At 75.2% G+C, this 26,736-nt stretch carries 18 protein-coding genes; 6 read left to right on the forward strand and 12 right to left on the reverse strand.

What is annotated here, in order from left to right:
- Positions 1-109 precede the first annotated feature (109 nt).
- The 6 genes from ABZ885_RS10710 to ABZ885_RS10735 all read right to left on the reverse strand — a co-directional run bounded on the left by ABZ885_RS10710 (position 110) and on the right by ABZ885_RS10735 (position 10,264).
- Positions 110-2,710, reverse strand: coding sequence for a SpoIIE family protein phosphatase (locus ABZ885_RS10710; protein ID WP_360186164.1), 2,601 nt, complete (start codon positions 2,708-2,710; stop codon positions 110-112).
- A 130-nt stretch (positions 2,711-2,840) separates the two neighbouring features.
- On the reverse strand, positions 2,841-5,366 hold the full coding sequence (locus ABZ885_RS10715) for an acyl-CoA reductase (RefSeq protein WP_360186166.1): 2,526 nt from the start codon (positions 5,364-5,366) through the stop codon (positions 2,841-2,843).
- Complete coding sequence (locus ABZ885_RS10720; RefSeq protein ID WP_360186229.1) at positions 5,363-6,529, reverse strand: acyl-protein synthase; 1,167 nt, start codon at positions 6,527-6,529, stop codon at positions 5,363-5,365. Before ABZ885_RS10720 ends, ABZ885_RS10715 begins: the two co-directional genes overlap by 4 nt.
- 11 nt (positions 6,530-6,540) lie before the next feature.
- The gene (locus ABZ885_RS10725) at positions 6,541-7,686 is read right to left on the reverse strand and encodes a GNAT family N-acetyltransferase (RefSeq protein WP_360186169.1); all 1,146 of its coding nucleotides are present in this window, start codon (positions 7,684-7,686) and stop codon (positions 6,541-6,543) included.
- A complete protein-coding gene (locus tag ABZ885_RS10730) occupies positions 7,683-9,005 on the reverse strand; it encodes an MFS transporter (protein ID WP_360186172.1) in 1,323 nt (440 codons plus the stop codon). The genes ABZ885_RS10725 and ABZ885_RS10730 overlap by 4 nt, the downstream gene beginning before the upstream one ends.
- Entirely contained in the window at positions 9,002-10,264 is a 1,263-nt protein-coding gene (locus ABZ885_RS10735) for a phenylacetate--CoA ligase family protein (protein ID WP_360186176.1), read from the reverse strand. The genes ABZ885_RS10730 and ABZ885_RS10735 overlap by 4 nt, the downstream gene beginning before the upstream one ends.
- Positions 10,265-10,942: 678 nt before the next feature.
- On the opposite strand from ABZ885_RS10735, the gene ABZ885_RS10740 reads away from it, so the two are divergent.
- On the forward strand, positions 10,943-12,442 hold the full coding sequence (locus tag ABZ885_RS10740) for a GMC family oxidoreductase N-terminal domain-containing protein (protein ID WP_360186179.1): 1,500 nt from the start codon (positions 10,943-10,945) through the stop codon (positions 12,440-12,442).
- Positions 12,443-12,564: 122 nt separating this feature from the next.
- On the opposite strand, the gene ABZ885_RS10745 is transcribed toward ABZ885_RS10740, so the two are convergent.
- From ABZ885_RS10745 to ABZ885_RS10770, 6 genes are all read right to left on the reverse strand, one after another.
- Positions 12,565-13,836: a VWA domain-containing protein gene (locus tag ABZ885_RS10745; protein WP_360186182.1), complete on the reverse strand. Its 1,272-nt coding sequence runs from the start codon at positions 13,834-13,836 to the stop codon at positions 12,565-12,567.
- 5 nt (positions 13,837-13,841) lie between these two features.
- The gene (locus ABZ885_RS10750) at positions 13,842-14,699 is read right to left on the reverse strand and encodes a MoxR family ATPase (RefSeq protein ID WP_360186231.1); all 858 of its coding nucleotides are present in this window, start codon (positions 14,697-14,699) and stop codon (positions 13,842-13,844) included.
- A gap of 74 nt (positions 14,700-14,773) precedes the next feature.
- The gene (locus ABZ885_RS10755; protein WP_360186185.1) at positions 14,774-15,712 is read right to left on the reverse strand and encodes an XdhC family protein; all 939 of its coding nucleotides are present in this window, start codon (positions 15,710-15,712) and stop codon (positions 14,774-14,776) included.
- A 28-nt stretch (positions 15,713-15,740) separates the two neighbouring features.
- Positions 15,741-18,116, reverse strand: coding sequence for an aerobic carbon-monoxide dehydrogenase large subunit (locus ABZ885_RS10760; protein ID WP_360186188.1), 2,376 nt, complete (start codon positions 18,114-18,116; stop codon positions 15,741-15,743).
- Positions 18,113-18,616 (reverse strand): (2Fe-2S)-binding protein, encoded by a 504-nt coding sequence (locus ABZ885_RS10765; protein WP_360186191.1) that lies wholly within the window; start codon positions 18,614-18,616, stop codon positions 18,113-18,115. Before ABZ885_RS10765 ends, ABZ885_RS10760 begins: the two co-directional genes overlap by 4 nt.
- A 34-nt stretch (positions 18,617-18,650) precedes the next feature.
- Positions 18,651-19,520 carry a xanthine dehydrogenase family protein subunit M gene (locus ABZ885_RS10770; RefSeq protein ID WP_360186193.1) on the reverse strand — a complete coding sequence of 290 codons (870 nt, stop codon included), beginning with the start codon at positions 19,518-19,520 and terminating at the stop codon, positions 18,651-18,653.
- A gap of 276 nt (positions 19,521-19,796) precedes the next feature.
- Between ABZ885_RS10770 and ABZ885_RS10775 the strand changes: the two genes are divergently transcribed.
- From ABZ885_RS10775 to ABZ885_RS10795, 5 genes are all read left to right on the forward strand, one after another.
- Positions 19,797-20,804 carry a LysR family transcriptional regulator gene (locus ABZ885_RS10775; protein WP_360186196.1) on the forward strand — a complete coding sequence of 336 codons (1,008 nt, stop codon included), beginning with the start codon at positions 19,797-19,799 and terminating at the stop codon, positions 20,802-20,804.
- Between the two features lie 114 nt (positions 20,805-20,918).
- Positions 20,919-21,653 carry an SRPBCC family protein gene (locus ABZ885_RS10780; RefSeq protein ID WP_360186199.1) on the forward strand — a complete coding sequence of 245 codons (735 nt, stop codon included), beginning with the start codon at positions 20,919-20,921 and terminating at the stop codon, positions 21,651-21,653.
- On the forward strand, positions 21,646-22,833 hold the full coding sequence (locus tag ABZ885_RS10785) for an XdhC/CoxI family protein (protein ID WP_360186202.1): 1,188 nt from the start codon (positions 21,646-21,648) through the stop codon (positions 22,831-22,833). The genes ABZ885_RS10780 and ABZ885_RS10785 overlap by 8 nt, the downstream gene beginning before the upstream one ends.
- Before the next feature lie 94 nt (positions 22,834-22,927).
- Positions 22,928-25,243, forward strand: coding sequence for a LuxR C-terminal-related transcriptional regulator (locus tag ABZ885_RS10790; RefSeq protein ID WP_360186204.1), 2,316 nt, complete (start codon positions 22,928-22,930; stop codon positions 25,241-25,243).
- Positions 25,244-25,532: 289 nt separating this feature from the next.
- Positions 25,533-26,702, forward strand: coding sequence for a GDSL-type esterase/lipase family protein (locus tag ABZ885_RS10795; RefSeq protein ID WP_360186207.1), 1,170 nt, complete (start codon positions 25,533-25,535; stop codon positions 26,700-26,702).
- Positions 26,703-26,736: the final 34 nt, after the last annotated feature.

Raw genomic sequence — 26,736 nt, forward strand, 5'->3', positions numbered from 1 at the left:
AGGGGGGACCCTGTGGGAGAGTAGGACGCCGCCGAACAATCATTCACAGAGAACCCCCGCCCGGGAAACCGGACGGGGGTTCTCTGCATTTCCCGGGAATTGCCGGGGTTCAGGCCGGGTCGTGGTGGTAGCCGGTGAGCAGCAGGGCGATGTCGTCGGAGCGGTGGGTGGAGCGCCGGGCCTTGCGGAGCAGTTGATCGGCGAGTTCATCGAGGTCTCCGGCGCGAGCGTGGGCCAGCGAGGACCGCAGCTCGTCGATGCCCAGGTCGATGTCGTGGCCGCGTTCCTCGACGAGGCCGTCGGTGTAGAGGGCGAGGACCGACCCGCGGGGAAGGTCCAGCCGGGTCTCCGGATAGCTGCTGGTGCCGATGACACCGAGGAGCGGGCCGCCGGCCAGCTCCAGTACCTCGGTGCTGCCGTCCGGGCGGCGCAGCAGCGGCGGGCAGTGCCCGGCCCGGACGGCGTAGGCGCAGTCGCCGGCGGGCTCGACGCGGATGTAGCAGCAACTGGCGAGCAGTCCGGGATCGAGGTCGGCCAGGAGCCGGTTCGTGCCGGCCAGGACGGCTCCGGGGGAGTGGCCGGCCGTTGCGAAGGCGCGGACGGCGCTGCGGAGTTGGCCCATGGTGCCGGCTGCTGCGATGTTGTGGCCCTCGACGTCCCCGACGACGAGGGCGACGCCGTCCCCGGTGGGGATCACGTCGTACCAGTCGCCGCCGATGTCCATCCCGCTGGTGCCGGGCAGGTACCGGCCGGTGGTGCGGATGCCCGGCAGGTCGGGCAGGCGGTGCGGCAGCAGCGCGTTCTGCAGGCCGTGAGCGAGGGCGTTCTTGGCGTCGTAGAGGCGGGCGCGTTCGAGGGCCTGGGCGATCAGACCGCTGAGCGCGGTGAGGATGCCGCGGTCCTTGGTGGTGAGGTGGTGGGCGTCGTCGAACCCGAGGAGGCAGGCGCCGACGGGACGGTTGGAGGCGATGAGCGGCAGGTAGGCCCACGCCCCCGCCGCTTCCTCGATGAACAGCGGCAGGCCGAGGGCCGGTGCCTCCGTCCCCGGCAGCGGGGCGTCGAGCGGCTTGCCTTCCAGCTGGTGCAGGAAGCGGTCGTGGTGGCCGGTGTGGAACAGGAGGTGCAGTCTTCCCTCCTCGATGGCGTAGACGGCCAGGTGCTGTCCGCCGAAGGCCGGCAGGAGCTGGCCGGCGACGACCTCGCACACCTCGTCCATGGTGACCGCCGCGGTCAGCGCGCTGCCCAGCTGCATCATGCGGTAGATGGCGCCGAGGCGTGCGGGTGCCGCCCGGTCGACCGGTGGGTCCGGGACGGAGGGGCCGGGCCGGGCGTCCGGCGGTGCACCGGTCGAGTCCTCGGAACCGGTCGGATCCTCGGCAGCCTCCCCGGGCTCCCGGGCCCCCACCGGCTGCCCGGCGGCCGTCTTCGGTGGCTGCGGAGGGGCGGCGGGCGCCACCCTGCCGGTGACGCCGTTCGCGTCCGGGTGCAGGGAGAAGGCGAGCCACCGGTCCGGCGGGCGGCAGACCAGGAAGGTGGTGGTCTGCTGCGAGACCATCGCAGCCCGATGCCGGTCCTCGAAGACGGGATCGGACAGCCAGGGGACGCATTCCCAGAGGCAGCTGCCGAGCAGCTCGGGGCCGGACACCCCGAGCAGCTGCTCCAGGCCGCGGTTGGTGTAGGTGACCTGGCCGTCCGGGGTGAGCGAGAAGAGTCCGTCCCGGAGTCGTTCGACCGCGGTGACGGCTGCGGTGCCGGCCCCGGCGTCGAGCACGCTGCCGACCAGATGGGAGCGGGCCTCCTCCCCGGGTGCCTCCGGTACGCGCCCCCACAGTTCCACGGTGCGGTACCCGTCGGTGGTGCGGACGCGCAGTCGCCGGGCGAGCACCCTGCCGTCCGCGCGGGCGGCGCGGGCCGCGGCCCGGAGCGACAGCCGGTCGCCGGGATGGAGCCGGGAGGCCAGGGTCTCGGCCCGGCCGTCGAAGGTGCCGGGGGCGAGACCGAAGAGGGCGCACAACTCGTCGTCGGCGACCACGGCCCCGGTGTCGAGCCGCCAGTCGAACAGGCCGACCCGCACCGCCGGGACGTCGGGAGCCGGGACCTGGAGGGGGACGGTGCCGGCGTCGCAGTCGAGGGCGCCGCCGCGGGCCCGGAGGTCGGCGAGGGTGGCGCCGAGGCGGGCGGCGATGGCCCGCAGGTGACGGAGCCGGGCCCGGGACAGCCCCGGGGGCCCGGAGGCCGCCGCCCAGACCACCGCCAGCGCCCCGAAGCTCTCCCGGCCGGCCCGGACCGGCACCGACGCCGAGCCGAACGGGTACGGCAGGGCCACCGCGAGCTGGGGGTAACGGCGCGCCGTCTCGGCGGCGTCGGCCAGGTGGACCGTCCGGCCCGAGCGGTAGGCCACCGCCACCGGGATGGGGCTGTTGACCGGGATGAGCCGCCAGCCGCCGAGCAGGGAGGGCGGGGTGCCGCAGGTGGCGGCCAGCACGACGGAGCGGCCGTCCCGGGAGCGGAGGAAGATGCTTCCGGCGTGGGCGGCGCTCTCCGCGACGGCCTTGACCACCGCCGTGACCAGGGCGTCCTCGCACTCCGCCCGTAGCCGGTCGGACGCCTCCGCCCCGGTTGCGAGTGCGGGGCCGCCGGCGCCCGCGGCCGAGGTGGCCGCCGTGCCTCCGTGCGGTTCCGCCTGTTCGACGGGCTCGTGCCGGCTCATGCTTCTTCGTCTACGTCCGGTCGCCGCCACTGTCAAGCGGGGCCGGTGCGCAGCCCTCCGGCCCGAGCCCGGCCGGCACCGGGCGCGCCCGCGGGGACCCGGTGTCCCGGGCCCCCGCGGGCGGACGGTTTCACGCCGTGGGCTCCCGCCGGTCGATCACCGTCCGGAGCTTGCCGCTGGTGGCCGTCCGCTCGAAGGCGGCGGTGCCGGCCGTCTCGACCGTGCAGGTGAGCAGCCCCTCGGCCACGGCGGCACCCAGCTCGGGGACGGCGGCCAGGAAGGCGGCGCGGGCGGCCGTCGCGTCCGGGGCGTACCGCTCGTCGAGCCGGACGGTGACCTGCTCGCGGCCGTCACCGGCGTCCAGGACCAGCTGCAGCTCGCCGCGGTAGCCGAGGTCCTCCTCCGCCACCGCGATGAAGCGCCGGACGTTGAGGAAGTAGGTGCCGACCCGGACGACGTCCCCGTAGCGGCCGAGGAGTTCGATCCGCGGGGTGTGGCTGCCGCAGGGGCAGACGCCCTCGACGGCGCGGCCGAGGTCGCCGATCTGGTACCGCTCCAGGCGCTGCCCGGCCCGGGTGCGGCTGGTGAAGACCAGGCGGCCCGGCTGCCCGGCGGCCACCGGGCGGTCGGCCCCGGGGTCCAGGATCTCCAGGGTGTGCAGGTCGGTCAGGACGTGGTGGACCGAGCCCTCGGCGTGGGTGCACTGGTAGCCGAGCGGCCCCAGGTCGGTGCTGCCGTACGCCGCCGAGCGGATCAGCCGGACGCCGAACTCCTCGGTGAGCACCCGGCGCTGTTCGGCCGTGAAGTGCTCGCCGCCGTAGTACACCTTGCGGATCCCGCCGTACGCGCGCAGCACGTCGGCCTGGGAGTGGAACAGCTGCCAGAGGTAGGAGGGCATGCCGAACACGGTGTCCGCGCCGTACGTCACCAGCGCCTCGGCGGTGGCGGCGTGGTCGGGGCCGGCGGCGATGGGGAGCTGGGTGGCGTTGAGGCGCTCCAGGATCGAGAAGAAGCTGATGAAGCTTCCGTACATGCCGCCGCAGTAGAACAGGTTGGCGGCGCGGTCCCGGGCCGGGTCGAACCCGGCGGCGAGCAGGCCGTCGGCGGCGGCCCGCATCTGGGTGTCGTAGTCGGCGTTGGTGAACACCGACAGGGCCGGGGCGCCGGTGCTGCCGCCGCTGCGGAAGTACAGGTGGGCGTGGGCCGGCGCGAGGGTGCGCAGCTGCTCCTGCACGCCGGCCTTGTCCAGCAGCGGGCCGCTCGGCGCGGCCGGGACGACGGCGGGGGCCGCCAGGTCGTCCAGGCAGGCGGTGGTGGCGAAGGCCTCGTCCGTCCGGACGCTGACGCGGCGGCTGTAGCGCTGGAGCGCGTAGACGCCGTCGTGGGGCTCGCCGTGGTAGCTGTCGAGCATCCCGCCGAGCGGGGTGACCCGCAGCACGCCGGCGGCGAGGACCGCCTGCGACAGCCGGGCGACGTCGGCCCGGCTGCCGGCGATCGCGGCGGTCTGCAGGTAGCGGCGCATCGGGCGCAGCACGGTCAGCACGGAGGTGCGGGGCAGCGGCTTGACCCAGACGCTGCGGTGGAGCGGCGAGGCGGCCAGGGCGGGGCGGGTGTCGGCGAGGACGCGCCAGGAGCCGTCCTCGGCGGCGACGACCCGGGTGAGGCCGAGGTGTTCCTCCAGCCGGGCGATGAGTTCGGTGGTGGTGATCTCGGCGTGCTCGGCCGGGTCGAGCGCGGGCCGGGGGAGCTTGGCGGAGGCCTCGGCGAGGTGGGCGGCGAAGCGCTCGGCGAAGGCGAAGACCTCACCGTCGTCCTCGGTGTCGAGGTAGATCACCTGGGGGCTGGAACAGGCCTGCTGCTCGAAGCGGCAGACGTCGGCGGCGAGTGCGTCCAGCGACACCGCGTCCGACCAGGCGTCGCGGGTCAGGTAGGCGAAGGAGATCCGGTGGCCCCACTCGACCAGCCGGCAGCCGGCCGGGACCAGCTCGGCGACCGAGCGGACGGCGTCCTCGCCGCCCCAGACCGCCACCGCGTCGGCGGGCTCGCACAGCAGCCGCAGCCACTCGGTACGCGCGGAGGGGAAGCGCAGCGCGACGATCCGGCGGGCCAGGGCACCGGTCGGGTCGGCGGCGGCCAGCTCGGCGAGCAGGTGCTGGGCGAGCGGGGTGTCGGTGCTGCTGGTCTTCAGCACGTTGAGGTTTCCGGTGAGCAGGCCCTCGATGACGCTGAGCGGTGCGACGGCGGCGGCGTTGCCGGGGGCGATGTGGACCAGCAGCCCGACCGGCGCCCAGGCCTCGAAGGTGGTCTCCCGCGCGTCGGGGCGGGTGAGGCGCTCGGGGCGCAGTCCGCCGAGTTCGCGCCGGAGCTTCCGTTCCAGGGCCGGGCGGGCGACCGCGTCGGCGATCTCGGCGAGGGTCGCCGACGCCTCGTCCGGGTCGGTGCCGTCACCGGTGACCTCGGCGAGCAGCCGGGCGCGGACCGGGCCGCCCGGGGTGGCGAGGGCGTCGGCGAGGCGCTGGCAGGCGCTCAGCACCAGCTCGGTGGGCAGGGGGTCGGCGAGGGTGCGGGCGGCGAGCTCCGGGAGCCCGGCGAGCCGGCGGGCGGCCTCCTCGTCGTCGATGAACGAGCCCTGCCAGTAGTGGGGTCCGGTGGTCACGACAGTCCCTTCAGGAGTTCGGCGGCGGCCGCCGCGCAGTTGCGGTTGCGGCTGACCCCGGCGCGGCCGTGGACGGTGAACCACGGCGTGGGCAGGGGGCAGGGGCACTCGGCTGCGGGGTGCAGCGAGGCGAGGTCGCCCATCACGACGCTCTGCGCCGGCACCGAGGTGATGTACGGGGAGACCAGGTGGAGGAAGCCGCGTCCGCCGTACGGCAGCGGTTCCAGGGTGCGGGTGTCGCGCACCGCGGCCCGCGACCAGACCGGGACGTGCAGGCGGTGGTGCCCGCACTCGATGTACGGCACGCAGTGCTCGACCGAGCCGAAGGTGTCGCGGATCCGTTCGGAGGGGATGCCCAGCTGCCCGCTGACCGCGGCGTAGAACTCGTCCTTGCCGATCTGCCGGTCGGTGTGGCCCTTCCAGCCGCCGCCGAGCAGGACCAGGGAGCCGGCCGGCAGCTGCAGCGGCGGCAGGCCGAGGGACCGCATCCGCTCCAGGGTGAAGTGCAGGAAGGCGGGGAAGCCCAGGATCCGTACCGGAAGGCCTTCCTGGGCGTAGCGCTGCAGTGCCGCGATGCAGCCGTGGACGTCGAACTCGTGGCCGCCGCCGGTGTGCCGCAGTGCGTGCGTGGTGTGCTGGGCCGGGGCGAAGTCGCAGAGGTAGTTGTCGGTGAACGAGGTGCCGAGCTTCAGCTGCGGGGCGGGTTCGTAGCTGTAGAGCAGGTAGTTGACCGGCTGGTCGGGGGTGATCCAGCCGTAGTGGTCGAAGATCCGCGCGACCATGCGCTGCGCGGAGCGGATCGTCCAGGTGTCGAAGAACATCTGCGACTTCTGGCCGGTGGTGCCGGAGGAGGTGAGGTGGAGGAACACCTCCTCGCGCGGGATGGAGAGCACCTCGTGCCGCTTGAAGAAGTTGGCGTGCACCAGGGGGGTGCGGACGCCCTCGCCGACGGTCGGCGCCGGGGTCTCCTCCGGGCCGTCCAGCAGCGAGCGGAGGAACGGCGAGCGCTGCGCGTGCCACGCGTTGGTCTCGGCCATCGCGGCGGCGAACAGGGCGTCGGCCTCGGGCCCGGCCGCGTACGGGGAGGTCAGGTCGCACAGCTGCTGCACGTGCGGGAGCGCGGCGGGGTCGGGCACCTCGACCGGCGCGAGATGGGCGTTCACGGGATGGACGGTCACGGGGCAACCTCGGGAAGTGTCAGGTAGGTCGAGGTCCAGGCGGTCAGGTAGGCCGCCAGGTACGGCTGGAGCGGGCCGCTGACGGCCGCGGTCCTGAAATCGATCTGACGGCTGGTCCGGGACAGCACCACGTAGTCGTGGTACCGGTCGCCGATCCGGCGCATCGCCGGGTAGACGGCGCTGGGGATGAACCCGGCGGCCAGGAAGGCGCCGAGCCCGGCGGTGTCGGCCAGCGGCAGCAGCGTCTCGACGTAGTCGGCACCCGCGCGGGTGACGGCCGCCATCAGCGGCTCCAGCTTCCCCGTGACGGCTGCCGGGGACGGGTGCACGGCGACCAGCGAGCAGCTCGCCGCGACCGGGTCCAGGTCGGCGTACGCCTCGAACGCGCCGTCCGGCGGGGTGAGGACGGCGTTCGGGACGTGCAGCGGGAAGAACCGGTCGCCAGGGTCCGGGAAGAGCTCCAGGAACCGGCGGCGGACGAAGCCGGGTGCGGTGAGCAGCTCCATCGGGGCGGTCACCGGCGCGCCCCGCCCGGCGGGCAGGGCGGGGCCGTCCGCCGGGCGCGGGTGGCCGTACCCGAGGCCGGTGCTCCGCCGGGCCGCCTCCAGCAGCGGCAGCAGGGCGCCCGGCACGTGGCCGACGCTCTCCCGCCGGGCCAGGACGCCGTCGGCGTGCCGGGCGAACAGCGCGAGGCTCTCGCACCCGGCCACCTCGACGGCGTTCGGCATCAGGCCGAGCGCCTGGAAGCCGTTGCGGACGAAGACCTGCTGCGGGCCGGGGGTGACCACCCGGACGGTCGCGTAGACGGAGTCCAGGGCGCCGGTCGCGAAGGCGTCCGCGCACACGTCGGCGGTCAGCCGTCCGGCCAGGCCGCCGCCGCGCTGGTCCGGGTGGACCGCCAGGCCCACCAGCTTGCCGATCCGGCTGCCCGGGTCGGTCTGCACGGCCACCGACCCGGCCAGGTGGCCGGCGCCCTCGTCCCGGGCGGTCAGCCAGTGGGTGTGCGGGTCGGCGATCAGGCGGCGCATCTCCTCGGGGTCGCTGCCGAGCGCGACGGGATAGCCGTGGCCGTAGACGTCGAAGTAGAGCTGGCGCAGCTGTGCGACGTCCTGCGGGGCCGCGGGGGCGATCGTCACGGTCATCGCGCGTCCCCGATCGGCTGTGCGGCCGGGTCCTGGTGCGGGACCGCGGCGGGCTCCGGTCCGTCCGGCTCGCGCCGGCCGGTCCACCACAGGGCGGCGGCGACCGGCAGCACGCCGAGGGCCTGGACCAGGCACAGCGTCCGTGCCGGGAGGTGGTCGCCGAGCAGGCCGAAGACCAGCGACGACACTGGGAAGGTCGCCCCCAGCAGGGCCTGCATCACCGCGAAGAAGCCGGGCCGGTCCTCGGCCGGCACCAGCCGCTGGAACAGCGCCACGAACCGCACGCCGATCACGCCCACGCACCAGCCGGCGACGGCCATCGACCCGACCGCGGAGGCCTGGCCGGGGGCCAGGCCGGGCAGGCCGAGCGAGAGGCCCATCAGGACCAGGCAGGCCGCACCGAGTGCGGTGGGCGCGCCCGGGAGGCGGCCGGCGGTGAACGAGCCCACCAGCGTGCCGGCGCCGAGGGCCGCCTCCAGGGCGGCGACGGTCGAGCCGTCGGCGTGCAGCACCGTCCGGGTGTACAGCGGCATCACCACGAACACCGCCGTGGTGAACAGGTTGGCCGCGGTGAAGCAGAGCAACACCCGCCGGACGAAGGGCAGTTCGGACAGGATGCGGCGCAGCGGCCGGGGCCGGGCGGGTGCGTCGCCGCCCGCGGCCGTGGCGTCCGCGTCCGCAGCCGTGGCGTCGGCCGTTGTGGCCGCGGCCGGGAAGCGGGTCGTGCCGATCAGCGCGGCCGCCAGCAGGTAGGCGCCGGCGCACCCGGCGACGATGCCGGTCAGGCCCGCGGAGTCGACCACCAGCGGGCCCAGCAGCCCGCCGGCGAGCCCGGCCAGCGACTGCGTGCCGAGCTCGAACCCGGTCGCGGTCTCGATGTCGGCGTCGTCGACCAGTTCGGGAACGGACGTGGTCAGGCAGGGGTCGAAGACCGCCTGGCAGCCCGCCAGCAGCAGCGCGGCACCGTACACGACGGCCATCGGCAGTGCCGCGGCGTACGCCCAGCCGGCCGTGCCGAGGGCGACCAGACCGGCGACGGCGGCCGAGGCGCCCAGCACCGTCCGGTGCGGGCGGCGGGCGATGAGCGCGGCCACCAGCGGCGCCAGTGCGACCGCCGGCAGGGTGCCGACGGCGAGGAGGGCGCCGGACGCGAGGCCGCGGTCCGCGTCGGCGGCGTGGCCCACCAGCCACCACACCGTGCCGACCTGGAACATCCGTCCGGCGGCCTGGGTGAGGACCTGCGCGGTCCACACGGTGCCGAACCGCCGGTTGCGCAGGACGAGCGGCAGACGGCGCGCGGCCGTCGCGGCGGCCGTCACGAGTGCGGCCGTTCGTCGAGGACGCGGATCAGCTTGCCGGTCCGCGCGTTGACGGTGAGCTCGTGCTGGCGCACCCACGTGACGGACAGCGGGTGGACGTAGCCGGCGGTGACCGCCTCCGGGTACAGCGGCCGCGCCGCGTGGATCCGGGCCTCGACGGCGGCGGCCAGTTCGGGGAGCCCGGTGGGGTTCCCGTCGCAGGCCAGGCGCAGCACCAGCCCGTCCCGCCCGTCCCAGCGGCGCACCACCAGCTGCACGCCGGTCACCCGGCCGGCCGGGTCGGCGGCGCGGACGAGGTCGAGCACGTCCTGGGTGTACAGCGACACCGGCCCCACCCGGACGCCCTCCTGGGCCCGGCCGAGGATGCGGAACTGCCCGGCGGCGACGTCGGTCCACTCCGCGCGGTCCCCGACGGGGTAGCGCAGGACGGGCATCAGCCGCCGCCGCAGGTCGGTCACCACGACCCGGCCCGGCACGCCCTCGGCGGTGACCGGCTCACCGGTGTGGTCGTCGAGGATCTCCACGATCGTCTCCGGGGCGAACACCCGGTGCACCCGGGTGTCCGGTCCGGGCACCGGCCGGCCGAGCAGCCCGGCGTCGACGGCGGCGTAACCGATCGAGGAGACACGGGCGTTGGGGAACACCCGGGCGAGCAGGGGCTGCTGGTCCGGGTAGAGGCCCTCGCCGCCGAACAGCAGCAGCTCCACGTGCGGAAGCTCGCGACCGGAGGCGAGCAGGTGATCGGCCAGCCCGCACAGCGTGGTCGGCGTGCCGGCCACCACCTCGGCCTCGAACTGCTCCAGGGTCTGCGCGGTCGACTCCAGCGGAGCCGCGCCGCCGATCGGCAGCCGGACGTTGGCGACGGGCGAGCGGTGCAGCGCGTCGAGGATGAAGGTGTAGCTGGCGTACAGGTCGCCCGCGTAGAAGAGATCGGCGACCCGGTGCCCCGGGCGCAGTCCGGCATCGACCAGGCCGGCGCCGAACGAGGTGGTGAACTCCCGCCACTCCGCCCGGCTGTAGAAGGAGAACTTCGGCGAGCCGGTGGTGCCACCGCTCTTGAAGACCACCGCCTCCTCCAGCGGTCCGGTCAGCAGCCGGTTGCCGCGGGGCGTGTTCGCCTGCCAGAACTCGGTCTGCGGGACGACCGGGAGATCGGTCAGCTCCGTCGTCCGGTCCGGCAGGCCGGAGTAGAGCTCCGCATAGAAGGGTGAATTGCGGCGCACGAACCGTATGAGTTCGGCTGTCGATAGAACGGGCATCAGTTCCTGCTTTGAGGCATGCGGGGACTGGGCGGAGGATCGCGGGGTAGCGCGTCCCCGCCCTATCGGTCGAGGGCGATCGGTGATTCGGAGGTCTGCGGAATGTGCGATTCCGTGCGGCCCTTTAGGGGTCGCCGGACCGGGAGGGCCGGGCTGCGGTACCGAGGGTTCGAATATCCGCTGATCACGGGTCAACTTATGCGAAGTGAAGAGCGCTTGACCTCCCGCTCGCCCAAAACACAGGCTAGCACCTCCATATGCCTTCGGATTCCAGCCCGGAGTCGGTCGGAGCCGGTGGAGTGCGCGATCTGGGCTCCATCAGGCGGCTTTCCGGGAGTGACGGGAATGAAAGGGTGATGCACATCTCGCGACGGGCGGATCGGTGAACGGCCGGCGTTGCAGGGCGGGATTTGGCCGCGCCTTTGTAGTTGAATGCAAGACATTTCAGGTGCGCCTGCCTGATTGCGGAACAGATGCCGGAATTGCCACCCGCCGTTCGGGGGGTTCCGGCCCCGCCGAACGGCGGAGGGCCTGTCCGGGAACAGCCGGGACTCCGGTCTCCCGGCGAGGTCCGACCGTCGGCGGCCCGGCGGGCGCCGTCGGCGCGCCGTCACCGGCGCCCGGCCGCCGACTGGCCCCGGGCAGGCCGGGGGCGCAGCCTGGAACGGGAGGCGCGCGATGAGCACTTCGTACGACGTCGTGATCGTCGGGGGAGGCAGCGCGGGCTGTGTCCTCGCCGCCCGGCTGAGCGAGGACCCGGCGCGGCGGGTGCTGCTCATCGAGGCGGGGCCGGACTACGGGGCCGGGGCGCTCCCGGCCGACCTCGCGGAGGGGAGGCAGGGGCCGGCGGCCTCGCACGACTGGGGCCTGCACGGAGTCGGCGTCCGCGGTGCGCCGGGGCTGGACCTGCCGCGCGGCCGGGTGATGGGCGGCTCGTCGGCCGTGAACGCGACCTTCGCGCTGCGCGGGCACCCGGCGGACTACGACGCCTGGGCCGCGGCCGGAGCGTCCGGCTGGGCCTTCGAGGACGTCCTGCCCTCCTTCGTACGCCTGGAGCACGACCTCGACTTCGGCGCCGCCGACCACCACGGCGGCGACGGGCCGCTGCCGGTCCGCCGGTACGCCGGCGCCGAGCGGTCCGCCGTCACGGACGCGGCCGAGGAGGCCCTCACCTCGGTCGGATTCCCGCCGGTCGCGGACCACAACGCGCCGGGGGCGGTGGGTGTGGCGCCGTTGCCGGTCAACGCCGTGGACGGCCGGCGGATCAGCACCGCCTCCGCCTACCTCGACCCCTGCCGGTCGAGGGCCAACCTCGGCATCCTCGCCGACACGCTCGTACGGGACGTCGTCGTCCGCCACGGCCGGGCCGTGGGCGTACGCCTGGACGCGTCCGGGGAGGTCGTCCCCGCCGGCGAGGTGATCGTCGCGGCGGGCGCCTACCTCTCGCCGGGGCTGCTGCTGCGGTCCGGGATCGGCCCGGCCGCGGAGGTGACGGCGCTCGGCCGGCCGGTGGTGGCGGACCTGCCCGGCGTGGGGGCCGACCTCGTGGACCATCCCGCGGTCGCGATCGACTTCCCGTTCGCGGGCCCGGTCGGCGGCCACGCCCGGTACCAACTGGTCGCGACCTGCCACAGCGGGCCGGCCGCCGGGCCACCGGACCTGCAACTGGTGGCGGCCGGCCCCTACCCCCTCGACGCCGGAGCCCACGGGTGTTCCGTGTTCGCCGCGCTGCTGAAACCGGCCTCACGCGGCCGGGTCCTGGCACGCTCCGCCGACGCGGCCGTGCCGCCCGACATCGACCTCGGCTACTTCGGCCATGATGCGGACCTGCCCCGGCTGACCGAGGGGCTCCGGCTCGCCGAGGCCGTCACCCGCACTCCGGCGTGGGCGGCGATCACCGGCGCGCCGACGGCCGGCCTCCCCCGGGGGCTGCTCGACGACCCGGCGGCGACCCGGGCCTGGGTGCGGGCCCACACCTGGACGTACCACCATCCGGTCGGGTCGTGCGCGATGGGCGCCGACCCCGCGGCAGGCGCCGTCGTCGATCCCGACGCCCGCGTCTTCGGCGTGGCGGGCCTGTCGGTGGTGGACGCGTCGATCATGCCCGACATCCCCTCGGCCAACACCAACCTGCCGACCATCATGATCGCCGAACACGTGGCCGCCCGGTGGGGGTGAGACCCGCGGAACCGCACCGGAGCGGACCAGGCGACCGGCCGTGAGCAGTGAACGGCCCACACCCGTGCCGGGAGCCGATCCGGCGTCGGCTCCCGAGTGAGGCGGCAGCGGGCGGCCTGCGGCTACGGCCGGGCCCGCGGGGTCCGTGCGGGCCGGGCGGCCGCCGACGGCCCGCGGCCGGCGATGGCGTCGAAGACGTCCGCCATCGCCGCGAGGCTGTGCCCGCTCACGAAGGCGTCGCAGTGCGGCAGCGCCGCCGCGATCCCGGCGGCGAGCGGGGCGTAACCGGGAGCGGCCTTGCGGGGGTTGACCCAGACGACGCGGTGGGCGAGCCGGCTGAGCCGGGCCGTCTCGCGGCCGACGGCCGACGGGTCCTCGCCCTCCCAGCCGTCGGAGAAGATCACCACCACCGCTCCCCGGGCCATGCCGCGCCGCCCGAAGCGGTCGGTGAACTCCGCGAGCGCCCGCCCGATCAGCGTGCCGCCGGACCAGTCGGGGGCGGCCCGGCTCGCCCGGCGCAGCGCGGCATCCGGGGAGGTGTGCCGCAGCACCGGCGTCAGACGGGTCAGCCGGGTGGCGAAGACGAAGATCTCCGCGGCCACCCCGGACCCCGCCCGTGCGCACAGCCGGGAGAAGAACCGCACGTAGACGCGGGTGTACGGCTCCATGGAGCCGGAGACGTCGCACAGCAGCACCAGCGGCCGGCGGCGCAGCCGGCCGTGCGAGCGGGCCAGCCGGACGGTCTCCCCGCCGGTGCGCAGGCTGCGCCGCAGGCTCCGGCGCAGGTCGATGTGGCGGCCCCGGGGGTCGGCCTCCCGGCGGCGGGTTCGGCGCAGCGGGACGCTGATCGCGAGGTCGGCCGACAGACGGTCCAGCTCGGCCAGTTCGCCCGGTCCGAAGGTGCCGAAGTCCTGCTGCGCGAGCGCCTCGGCGGCGCTGCCGACCAGGCGCTCCGCGCCGGTCCGGGCGGGCCGCCCGGGCGCTTCGCCGACGGTGTCCCGGTGGAGCGGGCCGTGCGGCAGGGGGGACCGGGGACCGGACCGGCGTGGCGGTGCCGGGGCGGCGGCCGGGGGTGCGCCGGGGCCGGGTTCGAGGCCCGGGAGCGGCGGGTTGCCGGGGGCTCCCCGGCTGTCGGCGGGGTCCGCCCGCCCGCCGAAGAGCGCGGCGAAGACGCGGTCGAACGGCTCGATCTGTTCACGGGCCGTGACGAAGGCCAGCCGGGCCGCCCAGTACAGCGTCGGCGGGTCCACCGGCGGCAGCAGGTGCAGGACGTCCAGGAAGCGGGCCGACCGCTCGGGCGTGACCGGGACGCCCGCCCGGTGCAGCGCGGCGCCGAAGCGGGCGGCGAAGGCGGGCCGGTCGAACGGCGGGAGCCCGGCGGGCGGTGCGGCCATCGGGATCAGCCCTCGGGCCGGCCGACGAGCCAGGCGAGCCCGCGGTCGCGGACCAGGTCGACGTCCTCCCGGTACTTGACGAGGACGCCGAGGGTCCGGTCGGCGGCGTCGGGGTCGAGCCGCTCCACGCCGAGCAGGGTGAGCGCGCCGACCCAGTCGATGCTCTCGGCGATGCCGGGCGGCTTCTGGACCTCCAGGGTGCGCAGCCGGCGTACCGACGCCGCGACGTCGGCCGCGAGGGAGGGAGCGGTCCCGGGGACGCGGCGGCGCACGATCTCGACGACCCGTTCGGTGTCGGGGTAGTCGATCCAGTGGTAGAGGCAGCGCCGTTTGAGCGCGTCGTGCAGGTCGCGGGTGCGGTTGGAGGTGAGGACGACGACCGGGGTGACGGTGGCGCGCACGGTGCCCAGTTCCGGGATGGTGACACTGGCCTCGGCCAGCACCTCCAGCAGGAAGGCCTCGAAGTCGTCGTCGGCGCGGTCGATCTCGTCGATCAGCAGCACCGCGGGCAGAGGGCCCGGGTGGGTCAGGGCGGCGAGCACCGGGCGGCGCAGCAGGAAGGCGTCGGTGAAGAGGTCGGCCTCGGCCAGGGGCACGCCCCGGCTCTCGGCGAGCCGGATGCTCAGCAGCTGGCGCGGATAGTTCCACTCGTACAGGGCCTCGGCGGCGTCGAGTCCGTCGTAGCATTGCAGCCGGATCAGCGGGCTGCCGAGGACACCGGCCAGGGCGCGGGCGGCCTCGGTCTTGCCGACGCCCGGTTCGCCCTCCAGCAGCAGCGGCTGGGGCAGGCGCAGCGCGAGGTAGAGCGCGGTGGTCAGGCCGGGGTCGGCGAGGTAGCCGAGGGAGTCCAGCGCGGCGTGCAGGGCCGTCGGGTCCGGTACGGCCCGTGCTACGGCCGCCCGGGCCGGCTCGGCCGTCCCGGGCGTGGCGGCCCCGGTCACGGCGTCTCCGCGGGCTGGGCGGTCCCGGCCTCGAAGCGGTCGCGGCAGCCGGTCGAACAGAACCAGTGCCGGTGACCGCCGGCGTCCGAGTACGGGGTGTCGGCGACGACGGCGACGGTCATGTCGCAGACCGGGTCGCGCGCGGTCTGCGGTTCCGCGGACGGCGGCGCGGGCCCGGCGGCCGCCTCCTCGGTGTGCACCGCCAGGGCGTGCCGCGAGGCCACCAGCTCGGCCAGGATCGACACGGCGATCTCGCCGGGCGTGCGGGCGCCGATCCACAGCCCGGCCGGCGTGTGGATCCTGTCCCGCTGCTCGGCGGTGAGGTCGAGGCCGTCGAGCACGGCGGCGCCGCGACGGCGGCTCGCGACCAGCGCGACGTACGGCACCCCGGCCCGCGCGGCGTGGGTCAGCAGCCCCTCCTCCTGCCGTCCGTGGGAGGCGATCACCACGGCGGCGACGTCGGCGAGTTCCTCCGCGCCGACCTCCCCGGCGGCCGGCCGGACGTCGTACTCGAGCCCGGCGCCGAGCGTGACCAGGCTCCGGCCGATCGGGGTGTCGCCGAGCACCAGCACCACCGGGGCGGGCCGCAGCGGCTCCAGGAAGAGCTCCAGCTCGCCGCCGGACAGGCACGGGTTGGCGACCAGCAGCGTGCCGGACTCACCCTCCTCCTGCGGCTCCGCGGGCGCGTCGGGCGAGATCCGCAGCAGCAGCGACTCGCCGCTGCGCAGCAGCCGCAGCGCCTGCACGCGGACGGTCGTCTCGGCGCAGACCCCGCCGACGAAGCCCTCGATCCGGCCGTCCTCCAGGACCAGCGCGGTGTCGCCCGGCTGCGCGCTGGTCGGGTGCAGCGCACGCACCACGGTGACCTTGACGAACGGCACCTGCCGGCCGGCCAGGTCCGCCATCCGCCGCTCCAGCGCCGGGCTCGCCGTCATGCTCCGGTGATCCTGTTCATCGCGGCGTTCATTGCGGCGCCTCCACGCCTCCGTGCATCGCCAGCCACACCCGCCCGGGCGTCAGCGGCATGTCGGCGTGCCGGACGCCGATGGCGTCCATCACCGCGTTGACGACCGCCGCGGGCGAGCCGACGGTCGCGGACTCGCCGACGCCCTTGGCCCCGATCGGGTGGTGCGGGGACGGTGTGACGGTGTAGCCGAGCTCCCAGGCCGGCACCTCCAGTGCGGTGGGCACGAGGTAGTCCATGAAGGAGCCGGACAGGCAGTTGCCGTCCTCGTCGAAGCTGATGATCTCGCTCAGCGCCATGCCGACGCCGTCCGCGAGGCCGCCGTGCACCTGTCCCTCGATGATCATCGGGTTGATCCGGGTGCCGCAGTCGTCGACCGCGACGAAGCGGCGCACCTTCACCACGCCGGTGCCCGGGTCGACGTCCACCACGCACAGGTACGCGCCGTACGGGAAGGTGAGGTTGGGCGGGTTGTAGACCGTCGTGGCCTCCAGGTGGCCCTCCACGCCCTCGGGCAGTTCCAGCGCGCCGTGCGCGGCGAGCGCGATCTCCTGGATCGTCCGCGCGGCCGTCGGGTCGCCCTTCACGAACCAGCGGCCCTTCTCCCATTCGAGGTCGTCGGGGGAGACCTCCATCATGGCGCCGGCGATGATCCGGGCCTTGTCGCGGACCTTGCGGGCCACCACCGCCGCCGCGGCGCCCGAGACCGGGGTCGAGCGGCTGCCGTAGGTGCCGAGCCCGAACGGCGTCTGGTCGGTGTCGCCGTGCACCACCTCGATGTCCTCCGGCGGGATGCCGAGCTCCTCGGCGACGATCTGGGCGAACGTCGTCTCGTGCCCCTGGCCCTGGCTCTGCACGCTGAGCCGCACCACCGCCTTGCCGGTCGGGTGCACCCGCAGCTCGCAGCCGTCGGCCATGCCGAGGCCGAGGATGTCCATGTGCCGGCGGGGCCCGGCGCCCACCGTCTCGGTGAAGAACGACAGCCCGATGCCCATGAGTTCGCCGCGGGCCCGCCGCTCGGCCTGCTCGCGGCGCAGCGCGTCGTAGCCGGCCAGGTCCAGCGCCTTGCGCAGGGTGGCCGGGTAGTCGCCCGAGTCGTACTCCCAGCCGGTCTTGCTCGGGTACGGGAACTGGTCCGGCCGGATCAGGTTCCTCATGCGCAACCCGGCCGGGTCGGTGCGCAGTTCGTCCGCCAGGCAGTCCACCAGCCGCTCGATCAGGTACACCGCCTCGGTGACCCGGAACGAGCAGGCGTAGGCGACGCCGCCGGGGGCCTTGTTGGTGTAGACGCCGGTGACGGCGCAGTGGGCGGCCTCGATGTCGTACGAGCCGGTGAAGACGTGGAAGAAGCCGGCCGGGAACTTGCTGGGCTGGGCCGTCCCGTTGAACGCGCCGTGGTCGGCGGTGACCTTGACCCGGACGGCGAGGATCCGGCCCTCGCGGGTCGCGGCGATCTCGCCGTGCATGTGGTAGTCGCGGGCGAAGCCGGTGCTCATCAGGTTCTCGGAGCGGTCCTCGACCCACTTCACCGGCTTCCTGGTGAGGATCGAGCCCACGACCGCGCACACGTAGCCGGGGTAGATGGGGACCTTGTTGCCGAAGCCGCCGCCGATGTCGGGGGAGATCACCCGGATCTTGTGCTCGGGCAGCCCGGCGACCATCGCGTACAGGGTGCGGTGGGCGTGCGGCGCCTGGGTGGTGGACCAGAGGGTGAGCTTGCCGTCGACCGGGTCCAGGTCGGCCACGCAGCCGCAGGTCTCCAGCGGGGCGGGGTGCACGCGCGGGTAGAGCATGTCCTGGGCGACGACCACCTCGGCGCGCGCGAACACCTCGTCGGTTTCCGCCCGGTCGCCCGCCTCCCAGTCGAAGATGCGGTTGTCGGTGCGGCCCTCCAGGTCGTCCCGGATCACCGGCGTGCCGGCGTCCAGCGCGTGCCGCGCGTCGATCACCGGGGGGAGCGGCTCGTACTCGACGTCGATCAGCTCGACGGCGTCGCGTGCCGCGTAGTGGTCGTCGGCGACGACGAACGCCACCTCCTGGCCCTGGAAGCGCACCTTGTCGGTGGCGAGCACCGCCTGGGTGTCCATCGACAGGGTGGGCATCCAGGCCAGGCCCAGCCCCTCCAGGGTGGCCCCGGTGATCACCGCCCGGACCTTCGGGTGCGACTCGGCCGCGGAGGTGTCGACGGACACGATCCGGGCGTGCGCCAGCGGGCTGCGCAGCACGGCGCCGTGCAGCATGCCCGGCAGCTGCACGTCGTCCACGTAGTGCCCCTTGCCGCGGACGAACCGCGGGTCCTCCTTGCGCTTCAGCCGCCCGTAGCCGATCGGGCGCTCCTCCGCGGGTGCCGAACCGGTTTCCTCGACGGCGGTCATGACGTGCCCCCGGCGCTCGCACCGGCGGTGGCGGCGGCCTCCGCCGGGTGTTCCGCGGCCCAGCGGACCGCCCGGACGATGTTCAGGTAGCCCGTGCACCGGCACAGTTGGCCGGAGATGGCCTCGCGGACCTCCTGGTCGGTGGGGTCCGGATTGCGGTCCAGGAGCGCGCGGGCGGTCATCAGCATGCCCGGCGTGCAGAAGCCGCACTGCAACCCGTGCTGCTCGATGAACCCCTGCTGGACCGGGTCGAGGCCGTCCGCGGTCTCCAGGCTCTCCACCGTGCGCACCCGGTGTCCGGCCGCCATGGCCGCCAGCACCGTGCAGCTCTTGACCGGCTCGTCGTCGTACAGCACCACGCAGGTGCCGCAGTTGCTGGTGTCGCAGCCCCAGTGGGTGCCGGTGAGGCCCAGGTCGTCGCGGAGGAAGCGGACCAGCAGGTGCCGGGGCTCCACGTCGGCCGTCCGGTCCTCGCCGTTCACGTTGATGGTGACCTGCATCGCGCGCCGTCCTTTCCGTCCGTTCACGCCGTACTCACGCCTGCCGGGCCCGCTCGGCGGCCCGGCGCAGGGCGCGCTCGGTGAGTTCGCCGGCCAGGTGCCGCTTGTAGGCGGCGGTGCCGCGGGTGTCGGTGACCGGATCGCAGTCCTCGGCGGCGATCCGGCCGGCCGCGGCGAACGCCTCCCCGGACGGTTCACGGCCGACCAGGGCCTCCTCGGCGCGCCGGTAGCCGACCGACGACACCCCGACCGCGGCCAGCCCGACGCCGGCCGTCGCGATCCGCCCGTCCGCCAGCGACAGGGCGGCGCCGGCCGCCGCGATGGCCCAGTCCCCGGTCTTGCGCTCCACCTTCTCGTAGGCGCTGCCGGCGTTCGGCAGGACCGGCACGCGGACCTCGACCAGCATCTCGCCGAGCCCCACGTCCGTCTCGTACGGCCCCCGGTAGAAGTCCGCCATCGGCACCGCGCGCCGCCCGCCGTGACCGAGCACCACCGCCACCGCCCGGACGGCCGCACAGACCGCCGAGAGGTCCTCCGCCGGGTCGGCCTGGCAGAGCGAGCCGCCGATGGTGCCCCGGTTGCGCACCGGCGGGTCGGCGATCACCCGTTCGGCGTCGTGGAAGATCGGGAAGAGCCGGCCGACCGGCTCGGACTCCAGCAGGCCGCGGTGGCGGGTGAGGGCGCCGATGCACAGCTCCGCCCCCTCCTGCCGCACGTAGTCCAGTTCGTGCAGGTCGTTGATGTCGACCAGGAGCCCCGGACGGGCCAGCCGCAGCTTCATCATCGGCAGCAGACTGTGCCCGCCGGCGATGACCCTGGCCTCCTCACCGAACCGCTCCAGCAGGGCGAGGGCGTCGTCCACGCTCTCCGCCCGCCGGTACTCGAATGACGCGGGAACCTGCACGACGGCCTCCTGGTGCAGCGCCTCCGGTGGCCGCGGGCCCGGGATCACGGGCCCGCGGCAGGGACCACATACCGCACGAACGCACTGTCACCCCGGTGACCGCCCGGGTCAACGGCGACTGAAGGGAATGGTTAAGAGGCGTCCGCGGCTGACATGAAGAGGCGTCCACGGCGTCGACGGCATTCACGGCGTCCACGGACCACACAGCCGACCCGGCCGACGCGGCCGTTCCGGCCGGCATGCCGCGGGGCCTGCCCGCGATCGCTGGAGGCGGCGATGACCCTCACCCAGCTCAGGGCGTTCGTCGCGGTGGCCCGGCTCGGCTCGGTCAAGGCCGCGGCGATCTCCCTGGGGATCAGCGAGCCCGCGGTCTCGGGCGCCGTCGCCGTGCTGCGCCGCGAGCTCGGCGACCGGCTCTTCGTGCGGGCGGCGGGCGGGATCACCCTGACGGCCGGCGGGCGGCGGCTGGCCGCGGGCGCGGCCGAGATCGTGGGCCTGGCCGAGGAGACCCGCCGGCAGGTCCGGCAGGCCGCCGCGGACGGCTCCCAGCTGCGGGTCGCCGCCACCGAGACGACCGCCGAGCAGATCGTCCCGCCGCTGCTGGAGGCCTTCGTCCGGCGGCACCCGGACGTGCGGACCACGACCCTCGCGGTGCCGTCCACCGCGCTCGGCGAGCTGCTGCTGGACCGGCGCGCGGACGTGGCGATCAGCCCCGTCGCCGCCGAGCCCGGCGCGGTCGCCGCGGCGCCCGGCGCGGACACCCTCGAACGCATCCCGTTCCTGCGCGTCCAGCTCGTGGTGGTGGCCTCGCCGCGCCACGCCGGCGCCCGGCCGGACCACGTCGACGGCGGCCGCCTGCACCTGCCGGTCGGCCGGCTGTCCCGCGAGCACTGGCTGCTCGGCCCGGGCGGCCTCGACCCCGGCACGCCCGGCGGCGCCTTCCTGACCCGGCACGGCGTCGGCGACGCCGACGCGTCGGTGTTCCCCAGCACCAGTGCGGCGCTGGGCGCGGCGGTGGCCGGCGACGGGCTGTCGCTCGCCGTGCTCCACCTGGTCCGCGACGAGCTGCGCCGCGGCACGCTCACCGTGGTCGCCGTCCCCGGCACCCCGGTCAACGGTGTGCTGCGGGCCTCCGCCCTGCCGGGCGACCGGCGCTCGCCGGCCGCATCCGCCCTGTGCCGGTTCGTGACCACGCCCACCGCCGTGCGGAGCCTGCTGACCCGGTCCACCGGCGTGCCGGTGGACCACTACCGGCCGACCGTCCGGGTGAGCCTGTGGAGCTGACCGGGGGCGGCGGCCCCGGAGGGAATCGCCGGGCGGCCGGTCATCGTTGGAACGTACGTCGAGGACCGGTGTGCCGGGGCGCCGGGGCGGATCCGGGCAAGGAGGCTCGTCTCCATGGAGTTCACCAACGAGTTCCGGGTGAGTCTGCCGGTGGAAGCGGCCTGGGACCTCTTCACGGACGTCGAGCGGATCGCCCCGTGCATGCCCGGGGCGGAGCTCACCGAGGTCGACGGCGACCGGTACCACGGCACGGTCAAGGTGCGGGTCGGAGCGGTGACCGTGCAGTACCGGGGCACCGCCGCCTTCGACGAGCGGGACGAGGCGAACCACACCGTGCGGCTGATCGCCTCGGGCCGCGACGCGCACGGCCAGGGCAACGCCGACGCGCACATCACCGCACGCCTGGCACCGGACGGCGACGGCACCCGGGTGACCGTCGAGACCCGGCTCAGCATCACCGGGAAGGTGGCCCAGTTCGGCAAGGGCGTCATGACGGACATCAGCCGGAAGCTGCTGGACCGGTTCGTGGCCTGCCTGGAGGAGCGGCTGGCCGCCGAGCGCGGGACGGGGGGCGGCGGGACGGGGAGCGAGGCCGCGCCCGCCGTACGGGCGGAGGCCGCCGGAGAGCCGGAGGCCGCACCCGCCGCCGGGCGGGCCGCACCCGCGGGGCAGCCGCAGGCCGCCGCCCCGGCCGGCGGGGAGCCGCTGGACCTGCTCGCCGCGGCCCGCGGACCGGTGACCAAGCGCCTGGTGCCGGTCGTCGTCGCCGCGCTGATCCTGCTGGGGGTCATCCGCCGCCTGCGCCGGACCGCCTGCTGCCGGCGTACGCGAGGGGGACGCCGTGCGTGACGTCCTGGACGAGGTGTACCCGTGGTACCGCGGTGGCGAGACCTTCGGGCTCGCCACCGTGGTCAGCACCTTCCGCAGCGCACCCCGCCGGCCGGGTGCCGCGATGGCGGTGTCGGCCTCCGGCACCGTGGTCGGCAGCGTCTCGGGCGGCTGCGTCGAGGGCGCGGTGTACGAGGAGGCCGAGGAGGCCCGGATCACGGGACGCCCGGTGCTGCGGTCGTACGGGGTGAGCGACGGCGACGCCTTCGCGGTGGGGCTGACCTGCGGCGGCACGATCCAGGTCTTCGTCGAACCCGTGTCCAGCCGGACCTTCCCCGAACTGCCGGACGTGATGGCGTCGTTGCGCGGCGGCGTGCCGGTCGCGGTGGCCACCGTGGTGGCCGGCCCGGACACCGGCCCGGGCGCACTCGGGAGCCGCCTGGTCGTCTGGCCGGACCGCGCCTCCGGCACCCTCGGCTCGGCCGCGCTGGACCGCGCGGTGGGCCTCGACGTCCGCGGCCTGCTGGAGCACGGCACGACCGGACTGCACCACTACGACACCGCGGGCCGCTGCCTGGACGGTGCGGAGTCCACCGGGCCGGCCGGACTGACCGTGTTCGTGGGGTCGTTCGTCCCGCCGCCGCGCATGCTGGTCTTCGGCGCGATCGACTTCGCCGCCGCGGTCGCCGAGGTGGGCGCCTTCCTCGGCTACCGCGTCACGGTGTGCGACGCGCGGGCCGTGTTCGCCACCGCCGCCCGCTTCCCGCACGCGGACGAGGTGGTGGTGCGGTGGCCGCACGAGTACCTGGCCGAGGAGGCCGCGGCGGGCCGGATCGACGGCCGCACGGTGGTGGCCGTCCTCACCCACGACCACAAGTTCGACGTGCCGCTGCTGGCCACCGCGCTGCGGCTGCCGCACCTGGCGTACATCGGCGCGCTCGGCTCGCGCCGGACCCACCGCGAGCGGCTGGACCGCCTGCGCGAAGCCGGCCTGGAGGAGCGGGAGCTGGCCCGGATGTCGGCCCCCGCCGGGCTCGACCTCGGTGCCCGCACCCCGCAGGAGACGGCGGTCTCCGTCGCCGCCGAGATCATCGCCGCCCGCTGGGGCGGCACCGGGCAGCCGCTCACCCGGACCGCGGGCCCGATCCACACCGCCACCGCGGTCGACGAGCTGCCGCCGGCCCCGGCGGCGGCCGGCTGAACAACGGCCCGGACGGCCGCCGGAGCCGCGTGCCGCAGTGCGCCCCGCCCCCGGACCGGTGGCGCTCCCGGGCCATGACGCGCTGTCATGAACCATGCATCTCACCCGGCCTGGGGACCAGGCCATCCCCGCAGAGACCACCAGCCTCGTCGGACGGAGCCGCGAACTCGCCCGCGCACGCCGCCTGCTCACCCGGACCCGGCTGGTCACCGTCACCGGGCCGGCCGGGATCGGCAAGACCCGCCTCGCCGTGCGCACCGCCCGCGACCTGGAAGCCTCGTTCCCGCACGGCGTCCGGCTGGTCGACCTCGCCCTCCTCCAGGACGGCGACCGGCTCGCCCAGACCGTCGGCCTCGCCCTGGGCGTCACCCCCGACGCGACCCCCGACCCGCTCACACCGCTCGTCCACCACCTGGCCGGCCGCCGGCTGCTCCTGGTCCTCGACAACTGCGAACACCTCACCGACCCCTGCGCATTATTGATCCACACCCTGCTCACCGCGGCCCCCGGCCTCCGGATCCTGGCCACCAGCCGCCACCGGCTCGGCGTCCACGGGGAGCACATCCTCGACCTCCCGCCCCTGGCCACCCCCGACGCCGAGCACCTCCCGCAGCCCGATGCGCTGACCCGCTACGCCGCGGTCCGGCTGTTCGTCCAACGCGCCCGGGCGGTCCTCGGCGGATTCCCGCACGGCGAGGACGAGTGGACCGCGGCCGGCCGCATCTGCGCCCGCCTCGACGGCATCCCGCTGGCCATCGAACTGGCGGCGTCCTGGATGCGCGTCCTTCCCGTCCGGCAGATCCTGGATCGGCTCGACGCCTGCCCGCACCTGCCCACGCCGAGCGGACGGGCCGTGCCGGAGCGGCACCGCACCCTCCACGCGGCGATCGACTCCAGCCACCACCTCTGCACACCCCGCGAACAGCACCTGTGGACCGCCCTGTCCGTCTTCCACGGCGGCTTCGACCTCGCCGCGGCCGAGGCGGTCTGCCACAGCGAGGACCTGCCCCGCCACGCGGTGCTCCCCACGCTCGCCACGCTCCTGGACAAGTCCGTCCTGACCCGCGAACCGCAGTCCGGGGAGCCCCGCTACCGGATGCTGGAGACGCTCCGCCACTACGGCCTCGCCCGGCTGCGGGAGCAGGGACGGGAACCGGACACCCGGCGACGCCACCGCGACCACTACCGCGACCTCGCCGCCCGGGCCGAAGCCGACTGGTTCAGCCCGCGGCAGAGCGCCTGGGTCGCCCGGCTGCGCCAGGACCACGCCAACATCCGCGCCGCCGTCGAGTTCGGCCTCACCTCGCCCGCCGAGGCCCAGGGAGCGCTCGAACTCGTCGCCGCCCTCTGGAGCCACCGGTTCGGGCACGGCGGCCTGGAGGAGGAACGGCACTGGCTCGACCGCACCCTCGGGCTCGGCACCACGCCGACCCCCGCCAGGGCCAAGGCCCTCTGGGCGGACGGCTGGCTCGCCCTGCTGCGCGGCGACACCCCGACCGCCGCCGCGCGCCTCGCCGAGTGCCGCGCCATCGCCGACCGCTCCGACCACGGCCCCACCCACGCCCTCGCCGACCAGCTCGCCGGCCTGAGCGCGCTGTTCCGGGACGACACCGCCCGGGCCGTTGAGCTGCTGCAGCGCGCCCTCGACCGGCTCACCGCGACCGACGACGCGGGGGCGCAGTGGACCACCCTCTTCCTGCTGACCGTCGCCTGCACCCTGACCGCGGACTCCCGCGCCGGCCACTACGCGGAGCGGAGCCTGGCGCTCTGCGACGCCCACCAAGCCCAGTGGTCCCGCCGGTACGCCCTGTGGGCCGTCGGCCTGCGGCACTGGCTGGCGGCCGACCTCGACGGCGCCCGGACCGCCCTGAAGGACGCCCTGAGGGTGGAGGAACCCGGCGACAACCTCTTCGCCACGGCCCAGACCCTGGAGGTCCTCGCCTGGACCGCCGCACAGGCCGGCTCCGCCACCGACGGCGCCGTCCTGCTGGGAGCGGCCCAGTCCGTGTGGGAGCGGATCGGCGTCGTGCCCCCCGCGCTCGGCCGCCTCCTGGACCACCGCGACGCCTGCCGCACCCTGCTGCGCCGTCACCTCGCCGAGGAGCAGGTGGCGGACGCCGAGAGAACCGGTGCCGGGATGTCCCTGCCGCAGGCGGTCGCCTTCGCCCTCGACTGGGAACCGGCCCCGCCCGCGGAGGCCGCACCCGGGCGCTCGCCCCTCACCGCGCGCGAACAGCAGGTCGTCGACCTCCTGACCGAGGGCCTGACGGACAAGCAGATCGCCGCCCGCCTGGTCCTCTCCCCGCGCACCGTCGAGGGCCACGTCCAGCGCGTCATGACCAAACTCCACCTCACCTCCCGCCTCCAGATCGCGACCTGGGCCTTCGGCCTCCGGGCCGCCCCCCGCTGATCCCCGGCACCGGACCGGACCGGGCGCCGCGCGCTCCGCGCCCACCGGTCCGGCCGGTCACGTGGTTGTACGTGACCGGCGCTCCGCGGACGGACACGTGATTCCACGCTGTCGCGCACCGGCCCCCGGCCCCGAGGCTTGCTGCGACACGCCGGCCCGCGACCCCGAGCCCCGCCCCCACGTGCTTCCCGCACCACAAGTGCGCAGCACACCCGGCGGGCCGGCCGCGTCACCCCCACCCTCGACCCCGGGACCACCCCAGTGCCCGGGACACACCTCTGGAGCCGCTGTGCACGCGCGCCGCCGCACCTCCCGTTTCCTCGCGCCGCTGACCGTGGCCGCGCTGGCCCTGCCGACGGCCCTCGCCGCCGCCCCGGCGCAGGCCGCCGCAACCCCGGCGCCGGCCGCCGCCGGTCCCACGGCCGCCGTGGCGATGGGCGACAGCTACATCTCCGGCGAAGCCGGCCGCTGGAAGGGCAACAGCCTCACCACCTCCACGAGCCGCGCCGGAACCGACCGGGCCTGGACCGGCAGCTCCTACGACCCGTCCCGGGTCTACGGGGCCAGCGCCGCCAACGGCTGCGACCGCTCGGACGTCGCCGAGATCCGCAGCGCCCCCGGCACCGCGCAGGAGCAGATCAACCTGGCCTGCTCGGGTGCCACGTCCGCCAACATCCCGCGCGCCGCCAACGGCGGACAGACCTACAAGGGCGAGGCCCCGCAGGCCGACCAGCTCGCCCAGGTCGCCCGCACCCACACCGTCAAGCTCATCTCCCTCTCGGTCGGCGGCAACGACCTCGGCTTCGCCGACGTCATCATCTCCTGCGTCCAGGACTACGAGATCTGGAACTCCTACTGCCACCAGGACCAGCAGGAGGCCGTCGACTCCCGGATGGACGAGGCCATGGCCGGCGTCGCCAAGTCCATCGACGAGATCCGTACCGTCATGACCCAGGCGGGCCAGGCCCCCGGCAGCTACCGGATCGTCCTCCAGTCGTACCCGTCCCCGATCCCGCGCAGCTCCGAGAACCGCTACCCCGAGAGCGGCTGGAGCCGGACCAGCACCGGCGGCTGCCCGTTCTGGGACGAGGACTCCGACTGGGCCCGCGACCGTCTCGTCCCGCAGATCTCCGACCGGCTCGCCCGCGTCGCCGCCGCCAAGGGCGTGCAGTTCCTCGACCTCCGCGACATGCTCCAGGGCCGCGAGGTCTGCTCCACCGCCACCCGCATGGCCACCGCGGGCAGCCCGCCCAGTGCGACCGGGAGCGAGTGGGCCCGCTTCCTCGACTTCGGCACCACCGTCCAGGGGGCCGTCGAGGAGTCGTTCCACCCCAACTACTTCGGCCAGCAGGCCCTCGGGCGCTGCCTGACGCTGCTGGACGCCAAGGGGAGCGGCAACTGGTCCTGCCGCAACACCGCCGGCCGCGACTCCACGGGCATGTACCTCACCGCCCGGTAGTCCGCGGGGCCGCCGGGCCGGGCGCCGCACGGGC

The sequence above is a fragment of the Kitasatospora sp. NPDC047058 genome (assembly GCF_040643935.1).
Taxonomy (GTDB): Bacteria; Actinomycetota; Actinomycetes; order Streptomycetales; family Streptomycetaceae; genus Kitasatospora.